This window comes from Leisingera sp. ABD4_442 (genome assembly GCF_056160905.1).
Genome location: NZ_JBSWYB010000038.1, coordinates 15,671 through 41,016, shown reverse-complemented (window position 1 = coordinate 41,016; position 25,346 = coordinate 15,671). Strand labels below are relative to the sequence as shown.

Here is a 25,346-nt window from a genome sequence, read left to right as displayed (position 1 = left end):
GTGGTGTTTTTGAAGAAAAAGCAAGGGTTTTTTTCCACCCACCCTTCTTCCTTTTACGCTAGCCGCGACGAAAAGCATGGGCGCGGAACCGAGGTTTCCACGCCCGCCCTGTTCAGCCTTACCTGACCGCCTTATTCAGCTGCGATCTGCCCTTCGATCTTCTCGACCTTCACCGCCGAGAACTTGAACTCGGGGATCTTGCCATAGGGGTCCAGCGCCGGGTTGGTCAGGATGTTTGCCGCTGCCTCCACATAAGCGAAGGGTACAAACACCATGTCCTCAGCAATCGCCCGGTCGGCCCGCGCCATGATCTCGATCGAGCCGCGGCGGGTCGAAAGACGGATCATCTCGCCGGGCTCGATCCCCATAAGCTTGAGCGTGCGCGGGTTGAGCGAGCAGTTCGCCTCCGGCTCCACCGCATCCAGAACCTTGGACCGGCGGGTCATCGACCCGGTGTGCCAATGCTCCAGCTGGCGGCCGGTGGTCATGATCATCGGGAATTCCGCATCCGGTGCTTCATCCGGTGGGATCACAGATGCCGGGGTAAAGCGGGCACGGCCCTCGGGGCGCGGGAAGCCGTCACCGAACACAATCGCCTGACCGGGGTCGGTCTCATGCAGCGACGGATAGGTGATGGTCTCGGTTTCCAGACGCTCCCAAGTGATGTTGTTCAGGGACTTCATGTTCAGCTTCATCTCGGCAAAGACTTCGCTGACATCCTTGTAGTCCCATGGCAGGCCGATGCGCTGCGCAAGCTCGACAGTGACCTGCCAATCCTCACGCGCTTCGCCCGGAGGGGCCACGGCGGGGCGAACACGCTGAACCTGACGGTTGGTGTTCGACACGGTGCCGTTCTTTTCATAGAGCGCCGAGGCCGGCAGGATGATGTCGGCATAGTTCGCCGTTTCGGTCAGGAAGATGTCCTGAACGATCATCAGCTCCAGCTTGGCAAAGGCATCGCGCGCGTGATCGGCATCCGGGTCTGACATCGCCGGGTTTTCGCCCTGGATGTACATCCCCTTGATGTTGCCGGCATAGGCCTGGTCGACGATCTCGGTCACGGTGAGGCCCTTCTCGTTCGAGAAGTCGCCGCCGCCCCAGACGTCTGTGAAGCTCTTGCGGACATCATCCGAGGTCACGGTCTGATAATCCGGCAAGAACATCGGGATCAGGCCCGCGTCGGACGCGCCCTGCACGTTGTTCTGGCCGCGCAGCGGGTGCAGGCCGGCACCCGGCTTGCCAACGTTGCCGGTCATCAGCGCCAGCGAAATCAGGCAGCGCGAGTTGTCGGTGCCGTGAATATGCTGAGATACACCCATGCCCCAGAAGATCAGGCCCGCTTTGCCCTTTGCAAAAGTGCGCGCAACGCTGCGCAGCTGCTCAGGCGAGACACCGCAGATTTCAGACATCTTTTCAGGCGTGAACTGCGCCAGATGCTGTTTCTCCGCTTCCCAGTTCTCGGTGTACTTGTCGATGTATTCCTGGTCGTACAGGCCCTCCTCGACAATCACGCTCATGATCGCGTTCAGCATCGACACGTCTGCGCCGGGACGGAACTGCACCATCTCAGTGGCGAACCGGCGCAGGCCGACGCCGCGCGGATCCATCACGATCAGTTTGCCGCCGCGCTTGGTGAACTGCTTGAAGTAGGTTGCCGCCACCGGGTGGTTCTCGATCGGGTTGGAGCCGATGACGATCGCCACATCCGCGTTTTCGATCTCGTTGAAGGTCGCGGTCACAGCGCCGGAGCCCACATTTTCGATCAGCGCCGCAACCGAGGATGCGTGGCACAGACGGGTGCAGTGGTCGACGTTGTTGTGCTTGAAGCCTTGGCGGATGAACTTCTGGAAGAGATAGGCCTCTTCGTTGGTGCACTTCGCCGAGCCAAAGCCCGCAACCGATTTCGGGTCTTCGTTGCGTAGCTTGATCAGGCCCTTAGCGGCCAGATCCATTGCCTCTTCCCAGGTCGCTTCGCGGAAATGGGTCGACAGGTTGCCCGGATCGACGTTCAGCCCCTTAGCCGGCGCGTCATCGCGGCGGATCAGCGGCTTGGTCAGGCGGTGCGGGTGGTGAATGTAGTCAAAGCCAAAGCGGCCTTTCACACACAGGCGGCCTTCGTTTGCCGGGCCGTTGATGCCCTCGACGTGCTTGACCTTGCCGTCCTTGACCTTGAGCGAGACCTTGCAGCCGACGCCGCAGAACGGGCAGACGCTTTCGGTCTCGGAGTCGTAGTCCTTGCTGTCGCCAACCTGGTTTTCGTCCAGCACGGTTGCAGGCATCAGCGCGCCGGTCGGGCAAGCCTGCACACATTCGCCGCAAGCCACACAGGTGGACTGGCCCATCGGGTCGGCGATGTCGAAAGTCGGATATGCATCGTGGCCACGGCCGGCCATGCCGATCACGTCGTTCACTTGTACTTCACGGCAGGCGCGCACGCACAGACCGCAGGAGATACAGGCGTCCAGGTTCACCTTCATGGCGACATGAGAGTCGTCCAGCAGCGGAATGCGGCCCTCTTCCAGCTTGGGGAAGCGGCTTTCGGTGACGCCGTTCAGCTCAGCCATGTCCCACATGTGGGAGGACTTGTCGTGCGCCTCTTCCTTCTTGGGCTGGTCAGCCACCAGAAGCTCCATCACCATCTTGCGGGCGTTTTCGGCGCGCGCATTGTTGGTGGTGACAACCATGCCCTCGGCAGGTTCACGGATACAGGAGGCGGCCAGCGTGCGCTCGCCCTCGATCTCCACCATGCATGCACGGCAGTTGCCGTCCGGGCGGTAGCCCGGCTGCGGCTTGTGGCACAGATGCGGGATCTTCAGCCCGCGGCCGTTGGCGACTTCCCAGATGGTCAGGCCCTTTTCTGCCGTGACCTGTTCGCCATCGAGTGTGAATGTGACTTTATCGCTCATGGCTCAAACCTCTTCGGGGAAGTGTTTCATGGTCAGGCGGATCGGGTTCGGCGCAGCCTGGCCCAAGCCGCAGATCGAAGCATCAACCATTGCGGTGCTCAGCTCTTCCAGCAGGCCCTGATCCCACTTCTTCTCGCTCATCAGCTTGACGGCTTTTTCGCAGCCCACCCGGCAGGGGGTGCACTGGCCGCAGCTTTCGTCTTCGAAGAAGCGCAGCATGTTCAGCGCCGCATCGCGGGCCGAGTCCTGATCGGACAGGACCACCACGGCAGCGGAACCGATGAAGGTGCCATGCGGCTGCAGCGTGTCAAAGTCGAGCGGCACGTCATTCATCGACGCAGGCAGCAGGCCCGAAGAGGGGCCGCCCGGCTGATACGCCTTGAAGGCGTGGCCATCCAGCATACCGCCGCAGGCCTCAATGATGTCAGTGATGGTGGAACCGGCGGGCAGCAGGTGCACGCCAGGGTTCTTCACCCGGCCCGACACCGAATAGCTGCGCAGGCCCTTGCGGCCGTTCTTTTCAACCGAGTTCAGGCATTCCGGGCCTTCACGGTTGATCTTGCAAACCCAGTACAGAGTCTCGACATTGTGGACCAGAGTCGGGCGGCCAAAGACACCCACCTGCGCCACAAACGGCGGCCGGTGGCGCGGTTCGCCGCGCTTGCCTTCGATCGACTCGATCATCGCGCTTTCTTCACCGCAGATATAGGCCCCTGCCCCGCGGCGCAGGTCAATATAGCCTTCCTCTACGATACCGGCATCTTCCAGCGCCTTGATCTCGCGGCGCAGGATCTCCAGTACTGCCGGATATTCATCGCGCATGTAGATGAAGGCTTTCTCAGCCTCTACAGCCCAGGAGGCGATCAGCATACCTTCCAGGAAGACATGCGGCGTGCGCTCCAGATAGTAGCGGTCCTTGAAGGTGCCGGGCTCGCCTTCGTCGCCGTTCACGGCGAGGTACCGCGGGCCTTCGTTGGCGCGGACAAAGCCCCATTTGGTGCCGGACGGGAAGCCTGCGCCGCCAAGGCCACGCAAGCCGGCTTCTTTGACTTTCGCCTGAACCGCTTCCCAGTCGCCATTGGCACGCAGGTCTTTCAGCGTGGCATAACCGCCTTCGGCCTCGTAGGCTGCGAAGGTTTCATACTCGGGGACATGCGCGTGGGTGTCGTCTGCCGCAATCGCCGCTTCCACTTTCTCCACGGTCGCGTGGTCGATGTGGTTGTGGCCGATTTCCAGAACCGGCGCGGTGTCGCAGCGGCCCATGCAGGGCGCGCGCAGCACGCGGACCTGGGAGGCATCCAGACCGTCTTCCAGCGCCTTCTGCAGTTGCTGGGCACCTGCCAACTCGCAGGACAGCGAATCGCAGACCCGAATGGTCAGCGCCGGCGGCGGCGTCTCGCCTTCTTTCACCACGTCGAAGTGGGCATAGAAGGTGGCCACTTCGTAAATCTCCGCCTGGCCGGTGCGCATCTCCTCGGCCAAAGCCCGGATATGCGCCGCGCTCAGGCAGCCGTATTTGTCCTGAATCAGGTGCAGGAACTCAATCAAGAGGTCACGGTTGCGCGGGCGGTCCCCCAGCAGTTCCTGAACCTCGCTCAGCGCAATGTCGTCGACCTGGCGGCCTTTGGGCGTCTTGCGCCCTTTGCCTTTGCCGGACTTCCATACGCCCTTGCTATCATCCAATGGTGCCATGGGGTCCTCCAGTCAGCACGTCTTTCATCCCGGAATGCCATCAAGAATGAATATCGTCAAATCTAGAAAACCGATTGCACGATAAGGATTGCTTATCACGCCATTTGCGGCATCCCATCGTCCACAAACGTCGCAACCACCTCTTTCAGCGCCTGAACCGTGACCAATTCCGGTGTCCGGTCCAAGGTTGCAATGCAAATCGGCCGCGATTGCTCAGGCTCGACCAGCGACAAAACCCGGGTTCCGCCCAGCCCGCCCAGCGCCTGCATCAGCGCCCGCGGCAGAATCGTTGCCACCGACCCCTCCCGCGCCATCACCATCGAGGCCATGAATCCGTTGGATTCGGAGACGATCTCCGGCTTCAGCCCCAAGTCGGCGAAAATCCGGTCCAGAATGCGCCGGTTCTGCATCTGCTGGTCCAAAAGGCTCAGCGGCAGCTCCGCCGCCTCGGCCCAGCTGATCGCATCGCCGCGGCCCGCCACCATCTCCTCGGGCGCCAGCAGCACATAGCTTTCCTCGTAAAGCGGCTGCACCGTCACCAGGTCCCGGCCCATGCTGTCGGCATAGGTAATCCCGGCGTCGATTGTACCATCATAGAGCCGCTGCTGGATAGCCAGCGAGGTGGTGACTTCGACCTGGGCCAGAATCCGCGGATAGGCCTGGCGCACCTGATCCACCAGCTGCGCCGCCCAGGCGGTGGCGGTCGGCACCACCCCCAGCACCAGGTTGCCGGTCACCTCGCCGCGGGAGGCCGCAATCTCCTGCTCCAGCGCCTTGGCGTCATCCAGGATCGACCGCGCACGGCGCACGATCATCATGCCCTCTTCGGTCAGGCCCTGGAACCGGTTGGCGCGGCGCACGATAGACAGGCCCAGCCGCTCCTCCAGATTGCGGATCCGCATGGAAAACGCAGGCTGCGACATTCCGCAGTCAGCGGCCGCCTTGGCAAAATGCTGATGCCGCGCCAGCGCGGTCAGCAACTGCAGGTCCTTGAGCTCAATCATGGCCAAACCTTACGCCGCGCTGCACGGCGCGCGCAACGGGGCTGCCGCCTTTCACGCAGAGCTGTGCGCTTCCGTCCTGCGCAGCGCCTCGTCGTAGAGAGCTGCCAGCTCCTCCATCGCCTGCGAAACCGTTTCCAGCTGCGCTGCAAGCACAGGATGCCCGCCCAGCCTTTGCAGCAGCAGCGCTTCGCGATTGGCCAGAATTGCCTGCTCTGCCGCGCGGCCCTCATCCGTCAGGCTGTAAGTCACCCCGGAACGGCCGGCCCCTTGCTTCCTGGTCAGACCGGCGGAGGCCAGCTTGCGCAGGGAATACTGGATATTGGGAATATCCGTCCGGTTGGTGGCGCGGGCCAGTTCCTTGATCGTCTTTGACCGCCCGCCGCTGCCGATCAGCAGCAGCAATGTAACCTCGGCTCCGGCAAGCCCGGCGCCGCTGACCTTGTCAAAGCAGCCCGCTTGCCAGCGGATCAAACCTTCCTGCGCTTTCTGAATCGCCAATTCAAGACTGTACAAAGTGCCGCCAAGCCCCGAAGAACTCTCAGCGGCCGGAACGGAGGTGTCTGCTGCAAACGGGGAAAGAACGGCTTTTTTATCCAACAATCAACTCCGGCAAAAATCAGTTTTAATGCCCGCAACGGGCCAAAGATACTGCGGATCAGAAATGCAGCCACCGGGCCTGCCTGTATCCTGCAGCACCGGAAGAATTTCTGAAAATCCAACTCAAATCGGCCCAACATATCCAACCAATTCCGCTGAACTTCAATACCTGGCGGAAAACTCTGTTGCGGCTCCAATTCCGCAAGTCCGCCATTTTGCGGTAAATTTACGATCCGGACAGCCTCGCACAAACGGCTGCCCTGCAGGGACTCGCGGGGGCTTCAACTGCCGCTGCGGTGCACCTGCGCATCCCTTGCTGGCACGAAAACCTCCGCGATTTCCTGAACCAGGTTGTCGACGATTGCCTGGGCCTGAGCCTGTGACCGTTTGGCGCGCAGCCTGCGGGCAAGAGCGGAACCGCGCACCCCCGCTTCCTGCACCAGAAGCAGCAGCGCGATTTCCCGCAGCTGATGCATCGTCTGATCCGCCGCATCCTCAGGCAGGCCCTGCTGCAGCCGGTCAGGCACCGGACTGTTACCCAGCAGGCGCTTGATATCTCCGCCGTGTTTTGAGGCCTCTGCCTGGGCAAAACAAAGTTCTGCCATCGGGGCCATTTCCGACAAGAAGACCGCGGCAGGCAGCCGCGTGCTCTGCCGGGAATAGCCTGCCTGCCGCTCGATCCCAAGGTCTGCACGCGCCGGATCAAAGGCCAGCGTCAGGCCTTCCGCCGAAAACTCCGCAGCCCGGTGAAGACCAAAACTCTGATCCAGGCTCAGACCTTCTGCAAACAGTACCAGCCGGGCCAGCGCTGCAGGCGGCAAATCGCAGGACAGGCGCTGAATGCCGCTTTGGCCGGTCTGTTTATACTTCAGAACCAGGCGCGCCCCGCCGCCATCCCGCGCTTCCATGGAGAAACTTCTTGCAGTCATGCTGCGAGTTACAAGGGATTCCGCCAAAGCTTCAAGCACCGCTTGAACCAGCGGCAAATCTCCGCGGCCCCAAAGCGGCCTGCGCCTCCGCTGCATTGACCTAAGGGGCACTGGCCCCATCCTTAACCTGTGCCCGCCAGCCTGATCAGGACCCCTAGCAGCCTGGCAGCAGCGGCCCGGACAGAAAGGCGGCCTATGCCCAAGACGCCAGTAAAGGAATATATGCTGGACACGCACCGGCTTTGCGATCCGGCGCAGACGCTGGCTTCGGTCAGGCCGCATCTTGCGGCGATGGGTATCACCCGCATTGCCAACCTCACCGGCCTCGACCGGGTCGGCCTGCCGGTCGTCATGGTGAGCCGTCCCAATTCCCGTTCGGTAGCCGTGGCCCTCGGCAAGGGGCTGACCCTGGAGGCCGCACAGGCCTCAGGCGTCATGGAGGCCGTGGAGACCTGGCACGCGGAACGGGTGATGCGGCCTTTGCGGGTGGCAAGCTTCCGGGAGCTGGAGCAGACCGCCCGTGTTGCCGATGCCCGCCGTCTGCCGCGGGTGACCGGCGGACGCTTTGATCCGGACCTGCGCCTGCTGTGGGTCGAAGGGGAAGATCTTGCAGACGGCGGCAAGGCCTGGGTGCCGTTTGAGATGGTCGACACCGACTACACCGGCCCGCCCTGCGGCGGCCAGGGCGTCTTTCCCCGCACCACCAACGGGCTGGCGTCCGGCAACAGCCGGGCAGAGGCGGCCTGCCATGCCATCTGCGAACTGATTGAAAGAGACGCGCTGACCCTGTGGCACCATGCGGCGCCCGGGCCGCGCCTCGATCCGGAGACGATTGATGACCCGCGCTGCCAGGCGGCGCTGGACTGTTTTGCCGCAGCGGGCCTCAGGACCGGGGTCTGGGATATCACCTCAGATACCGGCGTCGCCACCTTTCTGTGCATGGCCTGCGGCGACGGCAGCCACCCAGGCCATATCGGCATAGGAAGCGGAACCCATCCGGACCCGGGCATCGCCCTGCTGCGGGCGCTGACAGAGGCGGCGCAAACCAGGCTGACCTATATTTCCGGCGCCCGGGATGATCTTGACCCGCTGGAATTCACGCCCAGCGCCGCCGCCGAACGGGCGAAATATGTCAGCCGCCTGCTGCAGCAAACGCAGCCGTCGCAGAGCTTCCGGCACTGCCCCGCTTTCACCTCGCCTGCTTTCGAGGAGGATTTGTCCTGGCTCCTGAAACGGCTGGCGGCAGTTGGAATCACCCAGGTGCTGCTCGTCGATCTGTCCCGCCCGGGCTTAGGCATCTCTGTGGTGCGCGCGGTGATCCCGGGCCTGGAGGCGCCGCATGATGATCCCGATTTTGTACCGGGCCCGCGCGTTTCGCAGCTGTCAGGAGCACGGGGATGAAAGCCATTGTCTTTGCCGGCCCTACGATCAGCGCAGCGGAGGTTCAGACCGTGATGGATGCCACGGTTCTTCCCCCTGCCGGACAGGGCGACCTTTACCGTGCGGCCCGGCAGGACCCGCCGGCAATCGGGCTGATCGACGGCTATTTCGAAGGTGTCCCCTCGGTCTGGCACAAGGAAATCCTGTGGGCGCTGGAACAGGGGATTGCTGTCTTTGGCAGTGCCAGCATGGGCGCCCTGCGTGCGGCCGAGCTGGCACCGTTCGGCATGATTGGCGTCGGGGATATTTTCGCCAGCTACTTGTCCGGTTCGCTGTGCGACGACGACGAAGTCGCCGTCCTGCACAGCCCAAAGGAACTGGGCTTTGCAGCGCTCAGCGAGCCGATGGTCTCAATCCGGGCAACCGCGGCCCGCGCCGAACAGGAGGCGGTGCTGGATGCGGAACAATCCCAAGCGCTGACCCGCGCCGCCAAGCAGCTGTTTTATCATGACAGAACCTGGGCGCAAATCCTGGCCGGATTTGCCGGCGCTGACTGGCATCCCCGGTTCTCCGCCTGGCTGGCCACCGGACGGGTCGATGCCAAACGGAAGGATGCGCAGGAAATGCTTGTGCGGATGGCCAACTATTTGAACGGCCAGAACGAACCTGCTGCAAAGCCGCCGCAGAAGCTGGAGCCGTCGCTGGCCTGGCGGGAGCTTGTCAGACGGGCCGGAACAGAACAACACCGCCCGCCCCCCGCAGACCTGCGCGTGCTGGATGAACTGCGCCTGGAGCCGGACCGCTACCAGGAATTCCGCACGCGTGCTGCGGCCCGCTGCCTGGCGCTTGGCACCGCCGAACGGGCCGGGCGGCAGGCAGAACGCGCTGCCATCCTTCGCCAGCTCGAGGACCACCGCGAAGCCCATGGCCTGTTCCAAAGCCGCGCGCTGCAGCGCTGGCTGGCAGAAAACCGGCTCACTCCGGCGGGCTATGAGGCCTTGCTGGCCGAGGCCGCGCTGGCTGGCAGCACGGTGGAGGAACTGGGGTCGAGCCTGGATGCGCATATGCTGGCTGAGCTCCGCCAGGCCGGGGCTTACGCCCGACTGCAGTCCCGCGCCGCCGCCAAGGCGCATCTGCGCGAACCGGGTGCGCAGGGGCAGTCTATGCCGCCGCAGCACCGCCTGCATGTCGCGGCCTGGTACTTTGAGGACCGGCTCCAGCGCAATATCCCCGACGATCTGGCGGGATACGGCAAATCCCTGGGCCTCGACGGACTGGAGGCATTCTATGACCTCATATGGCATGAATTCATGTACCATACGTCGGGGCAACCCCAGCCTGCACAAAGAAACAGGGAATAGGCAAGGCAAACAGGCGGAACCTCCGCGGAAGGGAGGTCTTGCATGAACAACGGCTATGATCCGGCGGAAGAGCCACCGGGAACACGCTTCCTGCTGTTTCCACAGTCCCCGTTCCGGACAGCGGATCCGGTGCCGGAACTGGTAGAAATCTCTGCCCCCCCCGGGACAATCGGGGCCGGGCCCTCCGGGCCGCGGATGTATGCCGTAAATCCGCAGGGAAAAACCATCCCCTTTGGCGCCATTGTTCCGGGCCCTTCCGGGCCGGGGATGTATCTGCCGCCCTGGCATGGCGAGCTGCTGCCACCGCCGGAACCGGATGAGGACGGCCATTTCACCCATATCCCCCCTTCGGACCCGCGGTTCGAGGCCGCGCATCTGTTTGCAGCGGCCCATTTCACGCTGGACGTCTGGGAGGAATATTTCGGCCACCCGATCCCCTGGCACTTTGCCCGGGACTACGACCGGCTGGAGCTATCCCTGCTGCCCAGCCTGGACAATGCGCATATCGGCTGGGGCTTTCTGGAAACCGGCGGCACCTGGGAGCACGGCGGCGAGTACCGCGCCTACAGCCTCAACTTCGATGTGGTCGCCCATGAAATCGGCCACGCCATCATCTACAGCGTTGCTGGCATGCCGGAGACAGCAGAGGTGCCGGGTGAATATTACGGCTTTCACGAATCCGCAGCCGATATGGTGGCGCTGATTGCCGCCTTGCATTTCGGTTCCGTTGTCGACGAGCTGCTGGAGAGCACGCGGGGCAATCTTTACACCTTCAATCAGCTGAGCCGCTTTGCCGAGCTTTCCGGCAACGCCCAGATCCGGATGGCGGCCAACACCCGGACGCTGCAGGAATTCGCGCAGGGCTGGAACAGCGAACACGCGCTGTCGGAACCGCTGACCGGCGCCATGTTCGATACCTTCGTCGATATCTTCCACGAACGCCTTCTGGTGCACGGGCTGATCACACCGGAAATGGAAGATCTGTCGGACCAGCTGGAGGAAACCCCGTTTTACAGCGACGTCATGCAGGCGCTGTTCGATGCGCGCTATGCGCTGGATCCCGAAGGGTTCCGCGTTGCGCTGCTGGAAGCGCGCGACTTTCTCGGCGGCTACCTCGCCGCTGCCTGGAGCCTGCTCGACGCCGGCAGCCTGACCTACGCGGCCGTCGAGGAGGCCCTGCTGGCCGTTGACCGCGAAACAACCGGCGGCGCCTTCCAATCCATCATCGAAGGCAACTTCCGGATGCGCGGCATCGGCCTGGTCCAGCCAGGCCCCCGCCTGCCGGAAGCGGATGAGGACAGCCACGCCCATTCTGTGAGGACACGCGTTCCCGGCGGTTAAGGCCCAGACGCTGGGAACAGGAGCTTCAGACGCCTATTGGCTGTAATTTGCAGCCAATTTGTGCTATTTTCACCCTAAGGGGGACTTTTCCGGAAATTGTAGTCGCGCATTTTGCGCGCGGCAATTGCGAAGAGAACGCCTGGTGTCGTTTCCATAGCCACAGGAGTGTGTACGGTGGCCGAGTCTTTACTGAGTTTTTCCGAAGTGCTGTTATTTGGACGTTTGATCGACGATATGACGGTGACCCCCAAGACTTATGGGGCCGCTGTGGGCACAACCGGCAATGTTGCAAATCTTGCAGGCACGTCGGTGAATAACCAGACCGTCAAGGCTGGCGACAAGATCCTGGTGATGGCCCAGACCAACAACCGCCAGAACGGCCTCTATACGGTTTCAAATTCTGCCGGAAACCCTTGGGTGCATCAGTTGCAATTGCCCGAAGGCACCCTGGTCGAGGTCGCCCGCGGCAACCGCCGCGGGCTGTGGAAACAGGACGGTGATTACGAGGCCGGGCAGCAGGAATTTTCCGCCCCGGAGTCGCGGCGGCGGAGAAGACGCGGAAAAGGCAACAACAATTTCCTGGGCGATCAGCTGAGCGACGATCCCAAACTCGCCCGGATTTACGGGTTCTCCTACGAAGGCACGTATTTCGAGCTGCCGGAACCGGTGATCTTCCTTGTGCATGGCGACGGGGACAGCGCGACCGGTGTGGTTCCAAACTCCAATAGCGTGCAGGTTTCCCGCGCGCCGCTGGATCCCTCGGTGACGGGCGTCGCCTCCGCGGAGTATCAGATCGCAAACGGCATCTGCGTCTGGGAATATGACAAGGCGGATTACTCGATCCGGATGGATGTGATGACCGGTATGCTGGAACAGGTGCTGCTGGATGTCTATTTCGGCGGCGGCGGCCCGGCGGTCAGCGGCGCCAAAGTGAGCGGTGCAAAGGTCAGCGGGGCCAAGGTCAGTGGCGCCAAGGTCAGCGGGGCCAAAGTGAGCGGCGCCAAGGTCAGCGGGGCCAAGGCCCGCGGCTCCGGCGACTGACCCGGGCACCCCAGCGAGTCCTGCCGCCCCCGAAAAAGCAGGGCCTGACCCTAGAACCCCGCCTTCTTCAGGCCCTCGACAAAGTGATGGGTGTCTTCCTCCAGCTTGTCCGGCTGGACCTTGGCCCAGCGCTCCAACGAGAAATTCGGATGCGCCTCGCGGTGCCGATCCGCCATGTCGCGGGCCAAATCCATCTTGCCCAGTTGCGCATAGCTGGCCGCCAGCATCCGCTGGCCCTCGGTCGGGTTGTTCATCCGGGTCAGCGTGTCGATGACGGCATCGTATTCCTTGAGATTGTAATAGGCCCCGCCCAGGTGCCACAGGTACTGATCCGGGAAATACGGGTTCAGCCGCATCGCCTGCTGCAGATTGCCGATCGCGGCTTGGTTGTCGCCGGAATGGGCCAGCGCATCTGCATAATCCGACAGCAGGTCGGCGTCATTCGGATTGAGCGCCAGGGCGCGCCGATAGGCGCCGATCGCCGCGTCATGCTCCTTGCGGTACAGATGGACGAACCCCAGTTCGCCAAAGCCCCGGGCATCGGTCGGGTCCAGTTCCACCGCCCGCTGCGCATAGGACAGGGCCGTATCCAGCGCGTGCTCCGAATCCTTGGCCCAGGAATACCGCCAGTCGATATTCAGGGTGCGCGAAATGGCGGCCGAAGCCCTGGCATAATCCTGGTCACGGGCCAGCGCCCGCTCATACAGGGTCTGGGCTTCGCGGTTGTCCTGCCGGGTATAGCGGAAAATGAACTGCTGACCGCGCAGCACATAACCATAGGCGGCCAGATCCGAAGGCGCCGTCTGCGCCATGCGCCGCCGCTCCTGCGCTTCGATCAGCACCGCCGTCGCGGCCACAATGGCATCCGTCACTTCGTCCTGAATGGCGAAGATATCGTCGATCTCCCGGTCATATCGCTCGCCCCAGATGGTCCTGCCCGAGGCGGCGTCTATCAGCTCAATCGCCACCCTGACCCGCGCCGCCGCGCGCCGGACACTGCCGCGCGCGACATAGCGCACGCCAAGCTCCCGGGCGGCCTCCTGCGGGGACATCGACTGGGTCTTGAAGAAAAAGGCAGAATTGCGGGCAATGACAAAGAGGTTCTTGAATTTGGACAGGTTGAGGATGATGTCCTCGGTTAGCCCGTCCGCGAACCAGCTGTCCGACGGATCGCCGCCAAGGCTGCTGAAGGGCAGCACCGCAACAGAGGGGATGCCGGGGGGCGGCCGGCCGGCCGGCTGGGCTTCGGGCGGCCGCCGTGTTGCTGCCATCGTGGCCCCCGCCACTTCGCTGCGCACGCAATAAGACGCCACTGGCTCTGCAATATTCTTGAGCTGCTTCGGCCCGAGAAACTCGAACCCGAAGCGCAGCCGGTTGCGTATCTGCTCATAGACGGCGGCACTGATATAGACCCGGCCCGGCTCCGCAATCTCTTGCAGCCGGGCTGCGATATTGACGTTGTCGCCATGAATGCCCCTGTCGTCCACCAGGATCTCCCCCAGGTGCACACCCGCACGGAACCGGAGCTGCTGGCTTTCCGGCCGCGAGAAATTGTTCTGTTCCGCGATGCGGTGCAGCTCAACGCCGAACCTGACGGCATCTGTTGCGGTTTCGAACAAGGCCAGCACCCCGTCGCCGCGCACCGCGACCACCCGCCCGTCCAGGGCATTGCAGGCCGCCTCCAGTTGCTCCAGCAAGGATTTCAGGGCGCTGTAGGTGTCGAATTCATCATTGCCCATCAGGCGGGCATATCCGACCACATCAGCAAACAGCACAGCCCCGAGCTGCCGCCTGACTCCTGTTTTGCTGCTGTCGCCGCTCACAAGCTGTCCTCCTCCTGTGAGTGCCGGCAAGGCCTGCCGCAGACGCCGGCCATGCCTGTCTTCATTTGCCAGTCAGTCCGCTGGCGGGTCTTGCGGGCCTGGCGGCCAGGCCCATCCTGCAGTTCCGGCACCGCGGAACCCAATGCGCAAGCCGGCATCAAGCGCTTGTGCCAGCGCACCGCGGCAGGCCTCCCATTCCGTCCGCAACAGCCCCACAGTTATCATGTCGAAATACCGGCCTTCCGCATACCACGCAGCCCGCATTCTGCCTTCGGCTGCAAAGCCCGCGCGTGCGGTCAGCTCTCCGCTGCGGGTGTTGTCGGCACGGTAGTAGGATGTAACGCGATTTAGCCCGATCTGCCGGAATGCAAAGTCCAGAGTCAGCGCCAGGGAGCGGATGCCAATGCCCTGCCGACGCCTGGACTGTTCGATGAACAGCGCAACCACCGCATCGCGGTTCACCGGCGAGATACTCTCAAGACCGGTGATCCCACACAGCTCCCTCGTGCCGGAGGTGATCGCGAACCAGCACTTGCGGGTGTCCTCCGCGGTGCCCAGCGCCGGCGCCCATGCCTGTTGTATCGAAGCCAGGCTGAGCGGTGCCCGTGCGGTCCGGTCAAAACAGGCGAGATCGGCAACATTCTGAAACCAGCCGGCCAGCGCAGGAAGGTCGTCTTCTTCCAGCGGTCTCAGCTGGAAATCCTCTGCGGGCCGTTCCGGCATCTGCCGTCCCTTTCTGCTTTGCTGTTTGCACTGCCGCGCGGGCGGGAACACGTATCCCTGCTGCCTTATAGCACATTCCGGCACGGTATGGGCGAACCAAAGACGGTCCAATTCACCCTGCCCCGCCCGCGGCAGCTGCCAAGACCGGTAGTTCTGCCTGCAAGAAATGCCGACGGGCCTCCTTTTTGGGCTTGCGACTCTGCAAGGCTAAGATTAAACCCCGCCGCAGTGGACCGATAGCTCAGCTGGATAGAGTACTTGACTACGAATCAAGGGGTCGGGGGTTCGAATCCTCCTCGGTCCGCCACTTTCCCTTTTGTTGGACGACGCATAGTTTTGCCATTTGGCACCCATAGTCGTTCCATTCCCCGTCCTTTCGGTTCAATACGCTCGCGGCTGAATTGCAGGTCAGACGCCGAAGGCGCCTGTTCCAACTGATCTGCCACGTGGCGAACGAGGGAGAGGTCGAGGCATTACTAATCGACAGGGTTGCTGATCTTCCAGCCGCTCGCCCAGTTCAGCAGAGATGCAACTCGACCCGTTAGCGCTCAGCAGCCGTGGCTTGTGCCGTACGGCTGCCTGATCGCAGCCCGAGGCCCGCAGCGCCAGGTCCAGAGTGCCGGTCACGTCGCCCGCTTTCATCGTCGTGCAGAGTTTCCAGGCGATGATGTAACGGCTGTAATCGTCGCGGAACATAGACAGGTAAAACCAGCCCCAGCCGATGACCTTAAGGTAGAGAATGTCGGTCTGCCAGAGCTGGTTCGGCTGTGTGGTCTTGTCCTGGCACTCGTCAGCTGCCGACACCACCGCAAAGGCGGGCTGGTGATCAGGTCGTAGGATTTCAGGGTGCGATACACGGAAGCCTCTGACATCGAGCCATTGGAACGCCATTGATCCGAGAGACAATGGGCGAGGGTACTTTTCCGCATCTGTGAAGCGCATGGCCAACTCGCGCGGCGACGGCTCGCTTTCCTGCAGGGCGAGCCCCTTGATCTTCTCTCGAACCGGCTCGTGAACAGCAGCAACCTTCTGTTTCCCCGGGCCGTCAACAATCACATTGCCGGACATGTCAAAAACTTGCCGGGCTTATTCAGGCCTTTGCCAATCAAGCCGCCTTCCTTGATATCAGCTTTGATCCAGGCCAGCTATCGCCGGTCGAGCCGCCGGTTTCGCCAGGCGCAACCGTGCCTTCGCGCAGCCCGGTGCCATAAACGGTGCCGCCGGGCTTGAACGCACGCCCAAAAACTGCCTTTGCAATTGTTGAGAAACTGCATTTGAATCTCTCATTGGCGGCCAGCTCCGCAGCATTCTTCTGCTGCCTGCAGTCCGAATTTGCCAAAGACGTTCATCTGTTTCGGTGCCATTCCGCACAGATTGAGCTGCAACGCGGATCCCGGCACTGTATAGCCAGGCGGCAGCAGGCCTTAGGGCAAGCAGACTGAGGCCCCTCAACTTCTTTACTCTTACCTAGGCGGCCCACAACTTTGTTTCACAAGCTGGATGAAGGTCTTGACCACCAGGTTCGGCTCCACACCGCGTTTGCGCACCAGTTTGATTTCGGACTTCAGATCAAACATGCCGTCGCCCACTGACCGGACCCGGCCTTCCCGCACCCAGATATTGGCAAAGCTTTCCGGCAGATAGCCGATGTAGCGGCCGGTCAGCACCAGCATCGCGATACCTTCAATCTGATGCGCGCTGGCGTTGGACGGCAGCCCGCGGGAAACCGGTGCGACCAGATCCTCGTTCAGATAGGCCCGCTTGCAGAAATTGGCCTGGGGCAACAGCTCCTCAACCTGAGCAGGTGTGTCAGCCGTGAACAGCGGATGCCCGCGGCTGCAATAAAGTCCGATCCGTTCGAACCCCAAGGTCTCATAGATCAAACCGGGCTTGTGCTTGTGAAACACCCCGACCCCTAGCGCGATCTGGCCGTCCTGCACCGCCATCTCGATGTCATCCGGGGCAAGGGAATGCATCTCGATCTCGACCTCCGGCGCAATCCGGGTGAATTCGGCCAAGGCCCCCATGACCGGCGCTTCGTTGTTGAACACCCAATTGTCGATTGCGGCCACCGGCAGGCGTCCGACCAGCTTGCCGCGGGTGCCGTCCACCGTCTCGCCGAACTGGTCCAGCGCCGCAAACAGCTTGTGCGAGGCGGCATAGACGATCTCGCCCTTGTCAGTCAGCCGGAACCCCTTGCGGCCGCGCTGGCACAGCCGCATGCCCAGCCGGGTCTCCAGATCGGCAATCTGCCGCGAAATGGTGGACGCCGAGACATTCAAGGCAATCTGCGCCGCTGAAAACCCGCGCGCCTCCACCACCGCGCAGAACACGTAGAGCAGGTGAAGGTCAGCTTTGGACAGGGCGGGTGGCAGCATGGTCTCACCATACTTGCATAAGTGTAAAAGTTAAGTCCCTTAGTTTGTAGTTTAATAAAAGCTAATCCCGGCCAATCCTATCGCCCAAGCATGTAATGACTGGGAGGTTGAGCAGCATGGATGCAAGCATTGCAACGGCCAAGCGCTGGGGGATCAACAACGACTATGCCAAGCTGACGGATGTTCTGCTGGGCAAGCCGGAGTATTTCAAATGGGTCGAGGCCGGCCCGCTGATCGGCCGCACCCTGGCCAATGCGCATAAGACCGGGGTGCAGTTCGACCTGCAGCTGGCGATGAAACAGCACTCCGAAATGGTCTCGATCTACGAGGAGGCCGGCGTCACCTGCCACTACCTCGACAGCGACGAAGTTTTGCATCGCAATTTCTTTGCCCGCGACAGCTCGGCCATGACCCCTTGGGGCGCGCTGATCTGCCATATGCAGCTGAAATGCCGCCGGGCGGATTACGCGACCGCGATCAAATTCTACCAGGACAACGATATTCCGATTTGGAAGTTCGCCACCGCGGGCCACTTCGAAGGCGGCGACTTCAACATCATCGAGCCGGGCCGGGTGCTGATCGGCTATTGCGGCGAGCGGTCCGAGAAAGAGGGCTCTGAACAGGTCGCCGAATTTGTCCGTGCAGAGGGCTGGGAGGCCGTGGTGGCCCCGATCAGCCGCGAGTTCGTGCATATGGACGGGCTGATCGTGCCGCTGGCCGAGAAGCTGGCAGTGGCCTGCATCGACGCGATGGAGCCCTGGCTGGTGGATATCGTCAAGGGCTGGGGAATCGAGATCGTCGATGTCTCCTATGCCGAGGCCAAGAACCTGGGCGTGAACTTGGTGGCCTTGGGCGATGGCAAGGTGCTGTCGATGGCCGGCGCCAAGGACCTGAACGCCAAGATGCGCGCGCTGGGGTTCGAGGTCTTTGACCCCGACATGTCGATGTTCACCCTGGGCGGCGGCGGCGTGCATTGCCTGAGCCAGGCGCTGTGCCGCGAAGACGCCCCCCAAAGCGCATGAGCAGCAACCATCGCATAGACGGCGCCCGGCTGTGGCAGAGCATCATGGAGATGGCCAAGATCGACGCCTTGCCGGGCGGCGGCTGCGGGCGGCTGACGCTGACGGATGGCGACCTGGAAGCCCGCGAGCTGTTTACCCGCTGGTGCGAGGATGCGGGCTGCACCGTCACCTATGACCGGCTGGGCAACATGTTTGCCCGCCGCGCGGGACGTGATCCGGACGCCCTGCCCATCGCCATTGGCAGCCACCTGGACACCCAGCCGCACGGCGGCAAGTTCGATGGCGTCTATGGCGTTCTTGCGGGCCTAGAGGTGGTGCGGACGTTGAACGATCTGGGGCTGGAGACCGATGCCCCGATCGAGATCGTCAACTGGACCAATGAAGAAGGCGCGCGCTTTGCCCCTGCCATGCTGTGCTCCGGCGTTTATGCGGGGCTGTTTGATCTGGAGTTTGCCCTCAGCCGCGAAGACGCCGAAGGGCTGCGGTTCGGCGATGAGCTGGAACGGATCGGCTATGCCGGCTCAGAACCCTGCGGCGCGCATCAGTTCGGCGCCTTTCTGGAAGCCCATATCGAGCAGGGCCCGGTGCTGGAAGCCAATGAGGAGGTGATCGGCGTGGTCACCGGCGGCCAGGGCCAGCGCTGGTATGATGTCACCGTCAAGGGCCGCGACGCCCATTCCGGCTCCACCCCGATGCCCGGGCGCAGCGACGCGCTGGTCTCCGCGGCGCGCCTCATACAAGAGGTGCAGCGGATCGCCCTGGCCTATGGCCCCGATGGCGTCGGCACCGTGGGCGAGCTGCACGTCAGCCCGAATTCCCGCAACACCATCCCCGGCGAGGTGCGGTTCACCATCGACTTCCGCCACCCTGACGACGCGGTGCTGAGCGGCATGGACAACGCCATCCGCCGCGCCGCCGCCGAAGAGCAGGAAGCCGGGGTCGCTCTTGACATGATCTGGCACAACCCGCCGGTGAACTTCGATGCCGTTTGCGTCGGCGCTATCGAGGACGCGGCCAAGGACAGCGGACACCCCTGGCGCCGGATGGTGTCGGGCGCGGGCCACGACGCCTGCCAGGTCGCCCGCAAGGCACCCACCGCAATGGTCTTTGTGCCCTGCCGCGGCGGCCTCAGCCACAACGAGGCTGAATGGGCCGAACCTGACCACCTTGAGGCCGGCTGCAACGTGCTGTTTCAGGCCGCCCTCACGCTTTCAAAACAAATGGCCCCGGCAACGTGATCACGCGCCGGGCGCTCAAACAAAAACAAAGTGATCATCCAACAAGGGAGACTAACATGAACAAGACCAAAACACTGGCCAAACCTCTGGCCGCCGCCGCACTGGCCGCCACCCTCGGCAGCACCGCCATGGCGCAGGATGTGGTGATCGGGGTGCCAAACTGGGCCTCAGTCCGCGGAACCGCGCATATCCTAAAGGTGGCGCTGGAGGACAATCTGGGCCTCTCGGTAGAGCTGCAGAACGGCACCAATCCGATCATCTTCGAGGCGATGGATTCCGGCGCCATGCATGTGCACCCGGAGGTCTGGCTGCCAAACCAGCAGAACCTTCACGACACTTTTGTCACCGGCAAGGGCACGGTGGACTATAACCCGAACGCGGTGCTGTCCGACCAGCAGATCTGCGTCACCAAGGACACCCAGGAGCGCACCGGCATCTCGGCCCTCAGCGATCTGACCGACCCTGAGATGGCAGCGAACTTCGACACCGATGGCGACGGCCGCGGCGAGATGTGGATCGGCGGGGCCGGCTGGGCCTCCACCAATGTCGAGAAGATCCGCGCCAAATCCTATGGCTACTCCGAGACCATGAACCTGATGGAAATGGACGAGACCCTGGCGCTGGCCCAGGTCGACAACGCGGTGGCGCAGGGGCAGAACATCGTTTTCTACTGCTACACGCCGCACCACATGTTCTCTCTCTACGACCTGGTGCCGCTGACAGAGCCTGCCTATGACGCCGCCGAATGGGATGTGAAACAGCCGACCGACGATCCGAACTGGCTGGAAAACTCCAAGGCGGGCACTGCCTGGGACGCGGCCAAGCTGCATGTGTTCTATTCAGCGGGCCTCGCTGACAGCCAGCCCGAAGCGGCGGCGATGCTGGGCAAGGTCAAGCTCACCACCGAGCAGGTAAACGCCGTGGTCTATGCACTGTCCGTTGATGGTCAGGACCCGGCAGAATTCGCCCGCAACTGGGTCGATGAAAACGCCGATCTGGTGGACTCCTGGTTCCAGTAAACTGCCGGAACCTAAGGGCCACAGGCGGGCGGCACTGCTGCCCGCCAAACGAACCGGGACATCCGGAGACTGAGCATATGACTGACAATGTGATCACGCTGGACGGCGTGTGGAAAATATTCGGGCCGAATGCCGATGCCGCGATGGCGGCAATCCGCGAACGCGGCCTGGGCAAGGCCGAGGTGCTGGAGGAATTCAACTGCGTGGTCGGCATCGCCGACGTGTCCTTCGAGGTGAAACGCGGCGAGATCTTCTGCGTGATGGGGCTGTCGGGCTCCGGCAAATCCACCATGGTGCGCCACTTGAACCGGCTGATCGAACCGACCGCAGGCAATATCTCGGTGATGGGCCGGGACATGCTGACCCTGTCGGACGCGGCCTTGCGCGAGATGCGGGCGATGAACATCGGCATGGTGTTCCAGCACATGGCGCTTCTGCCGCACCGCACCGTGCGCGACAACGTGGGCTTTCCGCTGCAGGTGCGCGGCGAGCCGAAATCCACCCGCTGGGAAGTCTCGCAGCGCTGCCTGGACAAGGTGAACCTGACGGGATTTGAGGACCGTTTCCCGCGGGAACTCTCCGGCGGCATGCAGCAGCGGGTCGGCCTGGCGCGCGCGCTCGCCTCGGACCCGGATGTGCTGTTGATGGATGAACCCTTCTCAGCCCTCGACCCGCTGATCCGCCGTCAGTTGCAGGACCAGTTCATGAAACTGTCGGCTGAGCTGAACAAGACCACCGTCTTCATCACCCATGACCTGGACGAGGCGATCCGTATCGGCAACCGCATCGCCATCATGAAGGACGGCCGCATCGTGCAGATCGGCACGCCGGAGGAGATCGTCACCCAGCCCGCCGACGACTACGTGCGCGATTTTGTCGAGGGCATCTCGAAACTGAAACTGGTCTTTGCCCATTCGATCATGGTGCCGATCAGCGAGTACCGGCCCACCCGGCCGGTCAATTTCGACGAAAGCCCGCGGGCGCATCACGGCACTGACCTGGACCAGCTGATCGACATCGCGACGTCCACCGAAAACGTGATTGTCATCACCGGCGACGATGGCGCCGTCATTGGCGTGGTCGACCGTGCAACGCTCTTGAAGGGCATCCAGGGGGGCAAGGCATGAAGGATACTGCTATCGAAACGCACAGCCTCAGCGTCGAAGAATTTGCCGTAGAAAACGGCTCCTACTACGCCTGCGAATTTGCCCGCATCCAGGGCAAAACCGGCTTTGCCTGGTCCTGGAACACCATGGCCGCCGTCTGCGGCCCCCTGTGGGGGGCGGCGCGCGGGGCCTGGGGCTTCTTCTGGATGTTCCTGGTGCTGGAGCTGTTTGCCCTGGTCCAGATCGGCCGCGGCTTGTGGGGAGAGCTTGGCGCCGACCAACTGGCCCGTTACGAACGCCTGCTGACCAATATCGCCAAGCGCGAGGCGCAAGCCGCAGACCTGACCGCCGCGGGCGACGCCGCCGGCGCGGCCTCGAAACTCAAGATCGCCGACAACCTGCGCGCTGCAGCCGACAAGGCGCTGGAGGCCGCCAATGCGGCCAGCAGCACCGCGCTCGCAATTCTGCTCACCGGCCTTGCCCTGATGGCCGTGATCAAGCTGGCCGAAGGTTTCTATGCCAATACAGCCTATGAAGCGCAGTACCTGCGCTGGCGCTCGGGCCAGAAGGCGCAGTCGGGCCTCAGCCGCAATGGTCTGATCTTTGGTGCCATCGGCATGCTGGCGATCTGGCCGCTTACCCTGGTGCGCTTCACTGTCGCCAAACCGGATGAGGCCATGGCCGGCGTCACCGGCGGCCTCTTGGGTGAGCGCCTGCCGATCACCGAATTCCCGGTCGGCAAGGATTACTTCGCCGCCCTGTCCAAGAAAGGCGACGCAGGATTTGACTGGCTGGCCAACAACTTCGGCGATGTCTTCGATGGGGTGACCGCCGGCATCCGCTGGGTGCTTGACGGGCTCGAGGTGCTGCTGATCCAGACACCCTGGCCGGTGGTGATGTTTGTGACCGTGGTCATGGCGCTGCGCCTGGCCGGGCCGCGGGTGGCGATCTTTACTGCTGCCTCGCTTGCCTACCTCGCCTTCATGGGCCTGTGGGAGCTGGCGATGATCACCGTGGCGCTGATCGGTGCCGGCGCCTTCCTCTGCGTGGCAATCGGCATTCCGCTCGGCATCTGGTTCGGCAAGTCCAAACGCGCCTATGCCATCGCAGAACCGGTGCTGGACTTCATGCAGACCATGCCGGCCTTTGTCTACCTGATCCCGATCATCGCCTTCTTCGGCACCGGCAAGCCGCCGGGGGTTCTGGCCACCCTGGTCTTTGCCATGCCGCCGGTGATCCGCCTGACCGCCCTCGGCATGCGCGGCGTACCCGAGGCCACCAAGGAAGCTGCTATCGCCTTTGGCTGCTCACGCCGCCAGCTGCTGTTCAATGTCGAACTGCCCCTGGCGCTGCCTTCGATCATGACCGGCATCAACCAGACCATTCTGATGTCGCTGTCGATGGTGGTGATCGCCTCTCTGATCGGTGCCGAGGGCCTCGGTGCCCTGATCCTGGAAGCGCTGCAATACGCGGCCAAAGGCCAGGGCCTCTTGGGCGGTCTCGCCATCCTGTTCTGCGCCATGGTCATCGACCGCATCGCACAAGGCGCCTACCGCAGGAAAACCGGCGAAAGCTAGACCCTCCCCCGGGGCTGTCCCGGACTGCCCCGGTGCTGCAACTTTGGCATCGGGGCCTTTTTCTTCTCTAACCCGGAAAGGCTGCACATGGCTGATGAACATCTGAAATCCATGATGGAGAACCTCTATTGGTGGGGCATCCCCACCATGTTCCGCTGCCCCAACGAAGGTCCCGAAAACCAGGACATCGCCCTGGTAGGCGTTCCGCATTCCACCGGCAATGGCACCACCGAGCGCGACCAGCACCTGGGGCCCCGTGCGCTGCGCAACGTCTCGGCCGTGGGGCGCCGGGTGCATGGCAGTTTCGAACTGAACCCCTGGGAGGCCGCCAGAATTGCCGACATCGGCGACGTGCCCTTCCCGCGCGCCAACGACAACGAGGACTGCATCGAGCAGATCACCCGCTTCTACCAGGAGGTCGACGCAGCCGGCGCCCGTCCCGTCTCCATCGGCGGCGACCATTCGATCACCGGCGGCATCGTACAGGCCATCGGCTGCGGCAAGATCACCAAGGGCGAGCCGGTCTGTTTCCTGCATTTCGATGCCCATACGGATGTCTTTACCAAGGTCGACCACTTCCTCGGCGCAAAGAAATCCGCAGCCCATTGGGGCGCTTACCTGGCCGACCAGGGCAAGGTCGATCCGCATCATTCCATGCAAATCGGGTTGCGCGGCCACCCGCGCACACTGGACTGGCTGCAGCCGTCCTATGATTACGGCTACAACATCGTCACCATGAAAGAGTTCCGCAAACGCGGAGTCGAGGATGTGGTGGCTCAGATCAAGGACGTGATGGCAGGCAGACCTGTTTACATCACCTTCGATCTCGACTGCCTGGATCCGACAATTGCCCCCGCAGTTTCAAACCTTGAACCGGGCGAGAAAGGGTTCGACATCGACGAAGCCGTTGCCCTGCTGCACAGCGTGCGCGGCATGAACATCGTCGGCGGCGATATCGTCTGTATGATGCCGACCAAGGACAGCCCGAACCAGATCACCGCCCTGACCGCCTCTGCTATCATGTTCGAGATGATCGCGATGATCGCGGAAAACGTAAAGAACGGAGCAACCGCATGACCCCAAAAGGTGATGACTTCTTTCAACCGGTTTCTGCCATGGACCTGCCCCGTTTTGCCGGGGTGCCCACCTTCATGCGGCTGCCGTCGCTGACGCCGGACCATCCCCGCTATGACGAGGTGCAGATGGGGCTGGTCGGGGTGCCCTGGGACGGCGGCACCACCAACCGGCCCGGTGCCCGGCACGGGCCGCGGCAGCTGCGCGACTATTCCACCATGATCCGGGCGATGAACCCGGTGACCGGCGTGAACCCCTTTACCACCGTCAACTGCGCCGACCTGGGCGACGTGCCACCCAATCCGGTCGACATCCAGGATAGCCTGGAACGGATCACCGCCTACTACAGCGGCTTCAAGGCGGCAGGCATCACCCCGATGACGGCGGGCGGCGACCATCTGATCACCTTGCCGGTCCTGCGGGCGCTGGCTTCGGACGGGCCGCTGGGGCTGGTCCAGTTCGACAGCCACACCGATCTCTTCGACAGCTACTTTGGCGGCTACAAATACACCCACGGCACCCCGTTCCGCCGCGCGGTGGAGGAAGGGCTGGTCGACCCCAGGCGCTTTGTTCAGGTCGGCATCCGCGGTACTGCCTATAACACCGAGGACATCGAATGGGGCCTCGAGCAGGGCATCCGCATCATCCGGGTGGAAGAGCTGTTCGACCGCGGCATCAAGGACGTGATGGAAGAGGTGCTCGGCATCCTCGGCAGCCAGCCGGCCTATTGCACTTATGACATCGACTTTGTCGACCCCACCTATGCGCCCGGCACCGGCACGCCCGAGATCGGCGGGCCCAACAGCTTCCAGGCCCAGCAGGTGATCCGCGAGCTGGCCGGCGTCAATCTGATTGGCGCGGATCTGGTCGAGGTGGCACCGCCATTTGACGAGAGCGGCGGCACAGCCTGGCTGGGCATCTCGCTGATGTTCGAACTGATGTGCGTTCTATCCCAGGCGATGGCGCGGCGAAAGGGTTGAGCCGCAACAGGCTTTGCAGCCAAAAGATGGATCCCGCATTGAGCGACCGGTCAAGAGACATTGAACTCGAACGCCCACACTTTGGATGCGGTTTTTTAAGAAGGCCAAACCTGCGGGGCAGCTCCCCTTGAGCCGGTGCTGTCTCAGCCAAAGAC

Annotated in this window: 19 protein-coding genes, 1 tRNA gene and 1 pseudogene; 12 read left to right on the top strand and 9 right to left on the bottom strand. The window is 62.8% G+C overall.

The features are described 5' to 3' along the window. Positions 1–131: 131 nt before the first annotated feature. The 5 genes from fdhF to ACXAHG_RS20100 all read right to left on the bottom strand — a co-directional run bounded on the left by fdhF (position 132) and on the right by ACXAHG_RS20100 (position 7,128). Positions 132–2,906 carry a formate dehydrogenase subunit alpha gene (gene fdhF, locus ACXAHG_RS20120; protein ID WP_475060183.1) on the bottom strand — a complete coding sequence of 925 codons (2,775 nt, stop codon included), beginning with the start codon at positions 2,904–2,906 and terminating at the stop codon, positions 132–134. A 3-nt stretch (positions 2,907–2,909) separates the two neighbouring features. Beyond that, positions 2,910–4,598 carry an NAD(P)H-dependent oxidoreductase subunit E gene (locus tag ACXAHG_RS20115; protein ID WP_475060181.1) on the bottom strand — a complete coding sequence of 563 codons (1,689 nt, stop codon included), beginning with the start codon at positions 4,596–4,598 and terminating at the stop codon, positions 2,910–2,912. 95 nt (positions 4,599–4,693) lie between these two features. Beyond that, on the bottom strand, positions 4,694–5,602 hold the full coding sequence (locus ACXAHG_RS20110) for a LysR family transcriptional regulator (RefSeq protein ID WP_475060179.1): 909 nt from the start codon (positions 5,600–5,602) through the stop codon (positions 4,694–4,696). A gap of 51 nt (positions 5,603–5,653) precedes the next feature. Then, the gene (locus tag ACXAHG_RS20105) at positions 5,654–6,100 is read right to left on the bottom strand and encodes a winged helix DNA-binding protein (protein ID WP_475060177.1); all 447 of its coding nucleotides are present in this window, start codon (positions 6,098–6,100) and stop codon (positions 5,654–5,656) included. A 380-nt stretch (positions 6,101–6,480) separates the two neighbouring features. Then, positions 6,481–7,128 (bottom strand): hypothetical protein, encoded by a 648-nt coding sequence (locus ACXAHG_RS20100; protein ID WP_475060175.1) that lies wholly within the window; start codon positions 7,126–7,128, stop codon positions 6,481–6,483. Between the two features lie 222 nt (positions 7,129–7,350). Between ACXAHG_RS20100 and ACXAHG_RS20095 the strand changes: the two genes are divergently transcribed. The 4 genes from ACXAHG_RS20095 (at position 7,351) to ACXAHG_RS20080 (ending at position 12,251) form a co-directional block, all read left to right on the top strand. Continuing rightward, positions 7,351–8,529, top strand: coding sequence for a YcaO-like family protein (locus tag ACXAHG_RS20095; protein ID WP_475060172.1), 1,179 nt, complete (start codon positions 7,351–7,353; stop codon positions 8,527–8,529). Further along, positions 8,526–9,869 carry a TfuA-like protein gene (locus ACXAHG_RS20090; RefSeq protein ID WP_475040434.1) on the top strand — a complete coding sequence of 448 codons (1,344 nt, stop codon included), beginning with the start codon at positions 8,526–8,528 and terminating at the stop codon, positions 9,867–9,869. The genes ACXAHG_RS20095 and ACXAHG_RS20090 overlap by 4 nt, the downstream gene beginning before the upstream one ends. 42 nt (positions 9,870–9,911) lie before the next feature. Next, the gene (locus ACXAHG_RS20085) at positions 9,912–11,210 is read left to right on the top strand and encodes a gluzincin family metallopeptidase (protein ID WP_475060170.1); all 1,299 of its coding nucleotides are present in this window, start codon (positions 9,912–9,914) and stop codon (positions 11,208–11,210) included. A 174-nt stretch (positions 11,211–11,384) separates the two neighbouring features. Beyond that, positions 11,385–12,251: a hypothetical protein gene (locus tag ACXAHG_RS20080; RefSeq protein ID WP_475060168.1), complete on the top strand. Its 867-nt coding sequence runs from the start codon at positions 11,385–11,387 to the stop codon at positions 12,249–12,251. A gap of 50 nt (positions 12,252–12,301) precedes the next feature. Here ACXAHG_RS20080 and ACXAHG_RS20075 read toward each other — a convergent pair whose 3' ends face one another. Further along, positions 12,302–14,026, bottom strand: a complete 1,725-nt coding sequence (locus tag ACXAHG_RS20075; protein ID WP_475060166.1) for a tetratricopeptide repeat protein — start codon at positions 14,024–14,026, stop codon at positions 12,302–12,304. 120 nt (positions 14,027–14,146) lie between these two features. Next, on the bottom strand, positions 14,147–14,797 hold the full coding sequence (locus ACXAHG_RS20070; RefSeq protein ID WP_475060163.1) for a GNAT family N-acetyltransferase: 651 nt from the start codon (positions 14,795–14,797) through the stop codon (positions 14,147–14,149). Positions 14,798–15,027: 230 nt separating this feature from the next. Here ACXAHG_RS20070 and ACXAHG_RS20065 point away from each other — a divergent pair. Further along, a tRNA-Arg gene (locus tag ACXAHG_RS20065) sits at positions 15,028–15,104 on the top strand. A gap of 185 nt (positions 15,105–15,289) precedes the next feature. Here ACXAHG_RS20065 and ACXAHG_RS20060 read toward each other — a convergent pair. Next, positions 15,290–15,814, bottom strand: a pseudogene (locus ACXAHG_RS20060) (DDE-type integrase/transposase/recombinase); the annotation flags it as partial. 446 nt (positions 15,815–16,260) lie between these two features. Next, positions 16,261–17,175 (bottom strand): LysR family transcriptional regulator, encoded by a 915-nt coding sequence (locus ACXAHG_RS20055; RefSeq protein ID WP_475060161.1) that lies wholly within the window; start codon positions 17,173–17,175, stop codon positions 16,261–16,263. Between the two features lie 116 nt (positions 17,176–17,291). On the opposite strand from ACXAHG_RS20055, the gene ACXAHG_RS20050 reads away from it, so the two are divergent. The 7 genes from ACXAHG_RS20050 to speB all read left to right on the top strand — a co-directional run bounded on the left by ACXAHG_RS20050 (position 17,292) and on the right by speB (position 25,191). Beyond that, positions 17,292–18,197 (top strand): dimethylarginine dimethylaminohydrolase family protein, encoded by a 906-nt coding sequence (locus ACXAHG_RS20050; protein WP_475060159.1) that lies wholly within the window; start codon positions 17,292–17,294, stop codon positions 18,195–18,197. Then, positions 18,194–19,435, top strand: coding sequence for a Zn-dependent hydrolase (locus ACXAHG_RS20045; RefSeq protein WP_475040420.1), 1,242 nt, complete (start codon positions 18,194–18,196; stop codon positions 19,433–19,435). Before ACXAHG_RS20050 ends, ACXAHG_RS20045 begins: the two co-directional genes overlap by 4 nt. Positions 19,436–19,563: 128 nt before the next feature. Beyond that, the gene (locus ACXAHG_RS20040) at positions 19,564–20,454 is read left to right on the top strand and encodes an ABC transporter substrate-binding protein (RefSeq protein WP_475045201.1); all 891 of its coding nucleotides are present in this window, start codon (positions 19,564–19,566) and stop codon (positions 20,452–20,454) included. Positions 20,455–20,531: 77 nt separating this feature from the next. Next, a complete protein-coding gene (locus ACXAHG_RS20035; protein ID WP_475060156.1) occupies positions 20,532–21,581 on the top strand; it encodes a quaternary amine ABC transporter ATP-binding protein in 1,050 nt (349 codons plus the stop codon). Then, positions 21,578–23,137, top strand: coding sequence for an ABC transporter permease (locus ACXAHG_RS20030; protein WP_475060153.1), 1,560 nt, complete (start codon positions 21,578–21,580; stop codon positions 23,135–23,137). Before ACXAHG_RS20035 ends, ACXAHG_RS20030 begins: the two co-directional genes overlap by 4 nt. A gap of 87 nt (positions 23,138–23,224) precedes the next feature. Further along, positions 23,225–24,214 (top strand): arginase family protein, encoded by a 990-nt coding sequence (locus ACXAHG_RS20025; protein WP_475060151.1) that lies wholly within the window; start codon positions 23,225–23,227, stop codon positions 24,212–24,214. Next, complete coding sequence (speB, locus tag ACXAHG_RS20020; RefSeq protein ID WP_475060148.1) at positions 24,211–25,191, top strand: agmatinase; 981 nt, start codon at positions 24,211–24,213, stop codon at positions 25,189–25,191. The genes ACXAHG_RS20025 and speB overlap by 4 nt, the downstream gene beginning before the upstream one ends. The last annotated feature ends 155 nt before the right edge of the window (positions 25,192–25,346 follow it).